The organism is Bdellovibrionota bacterium, from assembly GCA_035292885.1.
Taxonomy (GTDB): Bacteria; Bdellovibrionota_G; JALEGL01; order JALEGL01; family DATDPG01; genus DATDPG01.
Genome location: DATDPG010000042.1, coordinates 1 through 7,035, shown reverse-complemented (window position 1 = coordinate 7,035; position 7,035 = coordinate 1). Strand labels below are relative to the sequence as shown.

General features: G+C 53.7%; 9 protein-coding genes and 1 pseudogene. 5 read left to right on the top strand and 5 right to left on the bottom strand.

The genetic code is table 11. From position 1 onward, the window contains the following. The 4 genes and pseudogenes from VI895_03510 to VI895_03495 all read left to right on the top strand — a co-directional run. Positions 1–462: succinate dehydrogenase/fumarate reductase iron-sulfur subunit (locus VI895_03510; GenBank protein ID HLG18870.1), on the top strand; the 462-nt coding region annotated here is incomplete at its 5' end. A 278-nt stretch (positions 463–740) separates the two neighbouring features. Continuing rightward, the gene (locus VI895_03505) at positions 741–1,229 is read left to right on the top strand and encodes an invasin domain 3-containing protein (protein HLG18869.1); all 489 of its coding nucleotides are present in this window, start codon (positions 741–743) and stop codon (positions 1,227–1,229) included. Further along, positions 1,157–2,116 carry a fibronectin type III domain-containing protein gene (locus VI895_03500; protein HLG18868.1) on the top strand — a complete coding sequence of 320 codons (960 nt, stop codon included), beginning with the start codon at positions 1,157–1,159 and terminating at the stop codon, positions 2,114–2,116. The genes VI895_03505 and VI895_03500 overlap by 73 nt, the downstream gene beginning before the upstream one ends. Before the next feature lie 31 nt (positions 2,117–2,147). Beyond that, positions 2,148–2,276: pseudogene (locus VI895_03495) on the top strand (succinate dehydrogenase/fumarate reductase iron-sulfur subunit). 2 nt (positions 2,277–2,278) lie between these two features. On the opposite strand, the gene arsM reads toward VI895_03495, so the two are convergent. Genes arsM through VI895_03480 form a run of 3 tightly spaced genes read right to left on the bottom strand, consistent with a single transcriptional unit; the run spans position 2,279 to position 4,848 of the window. Then, on the bottom strand, positions 2,279–3,103 hold the full coding sequence (gene arsM, locus VI895_03490) for an arsenite methyltransferase (protein HLG18867.1): 825 nt from the start codon (positions 3,101–3,103) through the stop codon (positions 2,279–2,281). Between the two features lie 59 nt (positions 3,104–3,162). Beyond that, complete coding sequence (locus tag VI895_03485) at positions 3,163–3,936, bottom strand: rhomboid family intramembrane serine protease (GenBank protein ID HLG18866.1); 774 nt, start codon at positions 3,934–3,936, stop codon at positions 3,163–3,165. A gap of 3 nt (positions 3,937–3,939) precedes the next feature. Next, positions 3,940–4,848 (bottom strand): hypothetical protein, encoded by a 909-nt coding sequence (locus VI895_03480; protein ID HLG18865.1) that lies wholly within the window; start codon positions 4,846–4,848, stop codon positions 3,940–3,942. A gap of 84 nt (positions 4,849–4,932) precedes the next feature. Here VI895_03480 and mutY point away from each other — a divergent pair, with 84 nt between their 5' ends. Beyond that, a complete protein-coding gene (mutY, locus tag VI895_03475) occupies positions 4,933–5,991 on the top strand; it encodes an A/G-specific adenine glycosylase (GenBank protein HLG18864.1) in 1,059 nt (352 codons plus the stop codon). On the opposite strand, the gene VI895_03470 is transcribed toward mutY, so the two are convergent. Both VI895_03470 and VI895_03465 read right to left on the bottom strand, forming a co-directional pair. Then, positions 5,963–6,379 carry a type II toxin-antitoxin system VapC family toxin gene (locus VI895_03470; protein ID HLG18863.1) on the bottom strand — a complete coding sequence of 139 codons (417 nt, stop codon included), beginning with the start codon at positions 6,377–6,379 and terminating at the stop codon, positions 5,963–5,965. The two genes, mutY and VI895_03470, sit on opposite strands and share 29 nt — an antisense overlap. Beyond that, positions 6,376–6,633 (bottom strand): type II toxin-antitoxin system Phd/YefM family antitoxin, encoded by a 258-nt coding sequence (locus VI895_03465; GenBank protein ID HLG18862.1) that lies wholly within the window; start codon positions 6,631–6,633, stop codon positions 6,376–6,378. The genes VI895_03470 and VI895_03465 overlap by 4 nt, the downstream gene beginning before the upstream one ends. Positions 6,634–7,035 lie beyond the last annotated feature (402 nt).

Here is a 7,035-nt window from a genome sequence, read left to right as displayed (position 1 = left end):
GGCGGCGTCATCACAATCGAGCCGTTTCGAGCCAAGGCCTTTCCCATCATCCGCGATCTGGTCGTGGATCGCACGGCCTTTGACCGAATTCTTTCCAAAGGAGGGTATATCTCGATCAACACCGGCTCGGCCCCCGATGGAAACGCAATCCCGGTCCCGAAGGATCAAGCAGACAAAGCGATGGACAGCGCCGCCTGTATCGGTTGCGGCGCCTGCGTCGCCGCTTGCCCGAACGCTTCGGCGTCGCTTTTTGTTTCGGCCAAGATCGCTCAGTTCGCCCGTTTGCCTCAGGGCCATCCGGAACGAAAAGAACGCGCTCTAAAAATGGTCGCTCAAATGGACCAGGAGGGGTTCGGCGACTGTTCCAATCACGCCGAATGCGAAGCCGTCTGCCCCAAAGGCATCTCCATCGAGAACATCGCTCTCATGCGGCGGGAATATTTCAAAGCCATCGTAAAATAGGGCTAAACAGCAGGTTTCTCGGCATAAACCCGCACGCTGGCAATTCGGCCGGTGAGGTCTGTCGCGAGCTTCTTGCCGAAATCCGCCGGCCGGTCCGACTTTACTTCGGATGCCACAAGACTTTCGATCTGACACTGGAGATCTGCGGGGCAACTGTCCGAAATGAAAGTAATAGGGAGGAATTTTAACAGATGTTAACTACATTAAATTATTCGTTAACATTTTTATGGTGTCTTAACTGAGGGGAAAGCTATGCTGATGTTGTCGGAGGTAGCCCGATGAAGCGACGAACGATACTCCCGATCGTGACGGTGATCCTGCTGGCCGCATGTGGGGAAAACAACAACACAGAAGAGAATCAGGAAAACACTCAGTCTTCTGTCCCCGATGCCCAAGCTTCGACGGTGACCGCAAACCCGGAGGTTGTGACGGCAGACGGGATTTCTGCCTCGACCATCACCGCCAGAGTGGCGGACCTCAACGGGAATCCGTGGGCTTTTGGCGAAATTCAGATCGGAGTTTGGGAAGACAGCAACGTGATCTTGACTGGAGACGGCTTCACCATTTTGGACCCGAGTTTCGCCACCGATCAAAGCGGGGTAGCGCAAGCGACGATTGTTTCCACACTGGTCGGATCCAGGACGATCGCCGCCCAAGTTTCGTATCTGACCCAATATCAATGTTCCCAAGAAATTTGTCCTGGAGCTTCGGCTTTGCAGTCATTGATTCTGGAACAGCAACCGGTCATTCAATTTGTCGAGCGGTAAATAGGAAGGGAGTAAAGAATATGAAAAGCTTAATTGGTACTCTCGCTTTCCTCGTAGCTCTTGATGCTTTCGCAACGTCGCCCCCTTTCGCAGCAGTCGATTCCGAGGCCCCTTCGGCCCCAGCACAGTTGGTCGCTGCTCCGGATATGAGTCCCGCGCCGGGAATTTATCTCCATTGGGGGGAAAGTTCCGATAATGTCGGCGTTGCGGGTTACGATGTTTTGCGATCAGAGAGTTCAGGATCGGGCTACCAGAAAGTATCCACAACAGATATCAATGACCGTGAATATCTCGACATCGACGTCGAGCCCTCCACGACCTATTACTATGTGGTTCAAGCCTTCGACGAGGCGGGGAATTTGAGCGATTACTCGAACGAAGCTTCGCAAGATTCTGGTCCTTACGGTGATCTGGTAGACAACCTTAATATGGAGGACACGTCAGCTCTCGATTCCGGCGGTTGCCAGGCGAGCGGAAAAGATGCTTCCGGCCTCTTTTTTCTTACGCTGCTCGTCTCGATTGTCTGTGGGATGATCTCGAAAGTTCGAATCGCGCTTTGGTTGTCCATTTTTGCCGCTCCGTTTTTTGCCGGCTGTGACTCTAACGAAGTAGACGTCACACTTCTCACTCAAGAACAACTTGCAAAGTATCAAGCCTGTACCACAGATTTGGATTGCACAGCAGCGATCGGAGCTTGTTGCGGCTGTCCATATATCGGGGTCAACAAACAGTATGCGGACCAGATCACGATCAACTGCCCAGACGGTCTAGGGTGTGCTATTTCCGAATGTGAGGGCGGCGAAGCTGTTTGTGTCGACAATATCTGCAAATATCTTCCGCCATGCGGCCCCGACGATCTGACCGATTGCGCCTTTCCCCCAGGTTGATTCCAAATGATAACAGTAGCCCTGATTCACACAAGTGGACCGCGAACGGTTCGGCGATTGTTCAAACCATGCCGAATGCGAAGCCGTCTGCCCCAAAGGCATCTCCATCGAGAACATCGCTCTCATGCGGCGAGAATATTTCAAAGCCATCGTAAAATAGGGCTAAACAGCAGGTTTCTCGGCATAAACCCGCACGCTGGCAATTCGCCCGGAGAGGTCTGTCGCGAGTTTCTTGCCGAAATCCGCCGGCCGGTCCGACTTTACTTCGGATGCCACAAGACTTTCGATCTGACGATCCTCATATTCCAATCTTCCTTCCACGCGAACGTTTCCCATTCCCGCGTCCCGAAGCTTTCCGATATACGTATCTTCGGGAATTGCACCCGCGATGCAGGAACAGTAAAGCTCGGCGTCCCTGAGAACCCAATCCGGGAGATCCTTTGCGACCAGGTCGGCCACCAACATCTTGCCCCCCGGCTTGAGAACGCGGTGAATTTCTTGAAATACGCGGTCCTTTTCGGGTGAAAGGTTGATCACGCAGTTGGAAATCACCCAGTCCACACTGTTCGACTCTACCGGTAATTCCTCGATCAACCCTTTTCGCACTTCAATATTTCTCCATCCGGACTTCCCGATATTCTCACGCGCCTTCCGAACCATGGCGTCCGTCATGTCGATGCCGATGACCCTCCCCTTCTCACCGACACGTTCGGCGGCGAGAAATAAATCGATTCCCGCGCCCGATCCAAGGTCCACCACGATTTCTCCCTCCGCTATTCGTGAAAAACCGACCGGGTTTCCGCATCCGAACGAATTCTCGACGGCGCCCTTCGGCAACGATTTCAATTCGTTCGGCTGATAACCGGCTTCCCTCACGAGAACGCCTTTTTGTGAACCATTACCGGCAGCGCAGCATCCCGCGCCACCTTCGACCGCTTTCGCGTAACTTTTTGAAACGCCTTCCCGAACTTTCTCGGATGGGTTCATGCTTTCATCTCCTTCCGCATAAGCAATTACTATTTTCCAAGAGCGAAATCCAGGTCAGCCTATTTAAGGAGGGCCGACTGGAGAATATGGGCGCAGCCGAGCCCTAATACGGCGAGTGAAATCCAAAAGAGGAAGCGGGCATCGGAGGCCACGTCCCCTTTTGGAGCGGAAAAAATCCGATTCGGCATGAAGTAAGCCGATAACCCTCCGGCGATGAATCCGCCGAAATGAGCTAAATTGGCGATTTCGGGACTCAGCCAACCGGTCGCCAACGAGTAAATCGCCCATGCACCCAGAATGAAGGCGATTCGTTTATCCGGCTTTACGATTCTCCGTTCGTGGACTCGAAAAAAAACGATGGCTCCGGCCAGCAAACCGAAGATCGCCCCCGAAGCACCGACAGTCGGCAATGCGCTGCCCAAACTCGCCAGGGATCCTCCGATGCCCGCCGCCGTAAATAGAATCAGTGTCCATTGCCAGCCGTATGCATGCTCCACCGCCACCCCCAAGACATAAAGAGCGATCAAATTGCCAACGAGATGGCCGGGATTGCCGTGAAGCAACATCGAACTGGACAGCCGCCACCATTCTCCACGAAACACCGATTCCCGGTGCAAGGCCCCCATACGAATGAACAGGTCAGGATCAAACCCCTGTCCCTTCAATTCCAACCAGCCGAATCCGCCGATGAGTTGAACGACGAACATTAAGACCAGAACCGCACTCAGGCTTAAAATCGCCGGAGGAGCCAAACACATCCCCCGTTCGAAGGTCTTACGACGGTCGAGCGTCGCTTCCGTGATCTCCTGAGGAACCTCGCCGAACGACGACAAGAATCAGCGCCTTTCCGCCGTATCCAGAAGCACGCCCATCGCGAGGCCCACTCTTCGATCGACGCGTTTTGACGCGTCGGGCGAAAGATCCAAGACGTAACGATCTAAGATCGTGAATTTTCGATTGAACACTCCCAACTCGTATTCACCGGTGGGGTCGGTAAAGACGAAATTCGTCCGGAGAAGCCCGAAGAAAGTCCCGAGAAGATAGCGTCGCAACAAAGAAAGAAGAATGGAATCCTCTCGTACCTCGAACCAGGGTTTTTCCGCGGCGTCCATACACGTCCATCGCCGCCGAATGAGATCGGTCAGGGCGTTCTTTCGAAAATACGCCAGCACCTTCCCCCCTTGGTCCCGCATCGTGTACGTGAGCGTCGGGAACTCTAATTTGTTTTCCTGAAAAACGATCAATATTGGCGCACGTCTGTTGGACAGATGATAAAAATGAACGTTGCGCCGCCGCATCAACAGGAACCATGTCACCCCCATCGTCATTAGGGCCACCGGCGCGGCCAAGAGCACGGTCAGCCCCTGTGCCGTGTGCGTCTTGAAAGCCCAACCACCGAAGGTCATGACGACCAAAAAAGAGATACCCGCCATGATAAAGGCCGCAAAAACGGCGAAGAGATTCCTTAAGAGATGCGCCGGTCGCTGAATGAACAGCAGCTCTTGGCCTTGTTCATCGAATACGCCGTACTTGTCGGAAATAGCGAAATGTTTCTGGCGCAAAAGGTATTTGTCCTTTTGAAAAATCGGGTCTTGAGAGGGCGCCGTGGCGGAGGGAGCCACGGGGGCCCCGGTGCTTTCCACGCGGATCGGAGCGCCGCATTTTTGGCACTTGAACAGTTTTCCTCGCATATCGTCGCGGAACGGATACTCCGCGCCGCAGGCACACCGGACATGAATCGGCATCGAAAGCCTCCTGGTCGAACGAAGGGAATTCGATTATACGGACAGGGCATCCGCTGATACAACAAAACGACTAGCTCGAGAACCGTGAACGCCATCCGCAGAAAACTGTTGCATTGGTATTGCTCGAACCGCCGCGATCTGCCTTGGCGGCAAACCCGGGATCCCTATCGAATTTGGATTTCTGAAGTCATGCTTCAGCAGACCCGTGTCGATACGGTCATTCCCTTTTACGAACGCTTTCTTCAAAAGTTTCCGGCTCTCGGGGCTTTGGCCGAAGCTGACGGCCAGGATGTTCTCAAGAAGTGGGAAGGTCTCGGGTATTACAGTCGCGCCCGCAATCTTCACGCGGCTGCGCGGGAAGTGGTTGAGCAGTACGGCGGAAACCTTCCACGTACTTCCGAAAAACTGAGTGCGCTGAAAGGCTTCGGGCCATATACGTCTCGCGCCGTAGCGTCCATCGCCTTCAATGAACCCTCGGCGGTCGTCGACGGGAATGTCCGTCGAGTCATTTCTAGATTGTATGCGACGACCGAGCCGGTCGATTCGCTTGCCCAAGAATTGATGGACGTGGATTCTCCGGCCGATTGGAACCAGGCGATGATGGAACTGGGCGCCACCGTCTGCTTGCCCCGCCATCCGAAATGCCCGGATTGTCCAATTCGAACATTCTGTAAAGCATTTCAAAAAGGCACGGTTGCAAAATATCCCGCGCGGCCACGCAAGACCGACGTACCTGTCGTGCACGCCATTACCCTCGTCGTGCGAAACGGCCCACGCGTGTTTGTCCGGAAACGCCCTGCAAGCGGTCTATGGGGCGGCCTTTGGGAATTCCCAACGTTTGAAAACCGACGAACACGTTCCCTGGAATCAGTCAAGAAGGAACTCAAAACGACGCACGGGATTACGCCCCAAAGACCTAAATTGATTGGATCCCTTGAACACGAACTCTCACATCGAACAATTCGAGCCAAAGTGTATGAGGCCGTCGATCACCTTTCCGGCTCCTCCGTCGGAGGCGAATGGTTGAACGTTCGTGAACTTAGGAAAAAACCGCTGTCCCGTTTTCAGTCGCGAATCGCCGAATTGACGTTCCTGAACGAAACTCGTTTAGTTGTCAGATCCCAATCGCCTGAAATCCGATAGTTTCGGCTGCTGCCCCAAGGCGCTTGTCGTGAGTAGCGAACAACATTTCTTCTCGTCTAAGCTCCCGCCATAACACCGCCGAAGCCAGATGAATCGCATCCAGAGTCGTCACCGCTACGGGAAAAGGTTGACTGGCTCGAGCCAAAACCGAAGGTGTAATCGGAATCTCGGAGACGCTCTCCAGAACGTCATGGATATCTTTGATTTTTTCCGCGACTTCCGCATCCGCCAGTTCGCTCGTCAAACGGAGACGATCAATAGAACGAAGTGCTTCCACCCGCAAAATTTCAGATATATATGCCGCCGCCCAACTCCCCCAGGAAGAAAGAGGGTTAGATTCACAAAGAATCTTTCGTAAAACCACTGAAGTATCGAGATAGACGATCACCCTCGATTTCGCTCGGCGAGTAACGCTCGCAACGAATCGGTTTTCTTTGAGGGTGGCTCAAATTTCAACGTTCGGATGTGCTCGAATCCCTTTTTGGGAGGAATAACTCTAAAGTCATCATAAGCCGGACCGAACGGCACGACTTTCGCGATCGGCGTCTCCCGATCCATGACAACGATCTCCGCGCCTTTTTGCACAAGACGCAGGTATTTGCTTAAACGACTCTTGAATTCCGCGATTCTTACACTCTTCATGACTACTTAAGCCTACTTGAGGTCATAATATCCTGTCAACGGCCTTGACCTGAAAAACCAGGCCCATCGCCTTACTGAGCCTTAGGACTTTGCCCGTCAGACGAGGCCGCAGGCGGCTAGAAACCATTATGCATGTAAGGCGGAGGGGTTTTTTCGGCAGGCGAGGCGGCAGCGACGAGAAGACCGGAGCATAGACCCCCTATGTGAGGATCTTCGAGGTGCGACAACGAAGCCTGCCGGAAAAAGGACCCGCCGTGCACTTGGTGCCCCCAGTGGGATGAGATCCGAACGTGGTTTCAGAGGAATTCGACGAAGGTTTGATCAAAAAGCCCGCCAGCCCTCCCTTTAGTCGGTCTGCCATGCTTTTTGAAGTGCCCCTTCGCAAAAACCGTCCCGGCCTAC